Raw genomic sequence first — 252 nt, 5'->3', positions numbered from 1 at the left:
CGTGGACCGCGCCTGGAGCGGGGCCCCGCCGCAGGTCGTCACCTGCACCCAGACCGGTGGCTTCCCGGTCGCGGTCAACGGCAACTCCGCCGCGCTGACCCTGTACACGCTTGCGCGCCTGCTGGGCACGCTGGCCAATACCGCCTGTACCGGCGGCAGCGGCGGTTCGGCCGAACCGACCACCGCCGGTGGCAGCCACCTGGCTCCGCACACCGGCAATGTCTGCACCGGCGGCCAGAGCCGCGCCACCGA

1 protein-coding gene is annotated in these 252 nt (G+C 74.2%); it reads left to right on the top strand.

Features of this window, described 5'->3' with window-relative positions:
* The coding region (locus ACQG3P_RS20885) for a hypothetical protein (protein ID WP_426806123.1) at nucleotides 1-252 on the top strand (252 nt) is incomplete at both ends.

Origin of the sequence: Stenotrophomonas sp. SrG (assembly GCF_050031795.1) — a bacterium.
GTDB classification, from domain to species: Bacteria; Pseudomonadota; Gammaproteobacteria; order Xanthomonadales; family Xanthomonadaceae; genus Stenotrophomonas; species Stenotrophomonas rhizophila_A.
This window is presented reverse-complemented; position numbering and strand designations above follow the sequence as displayed.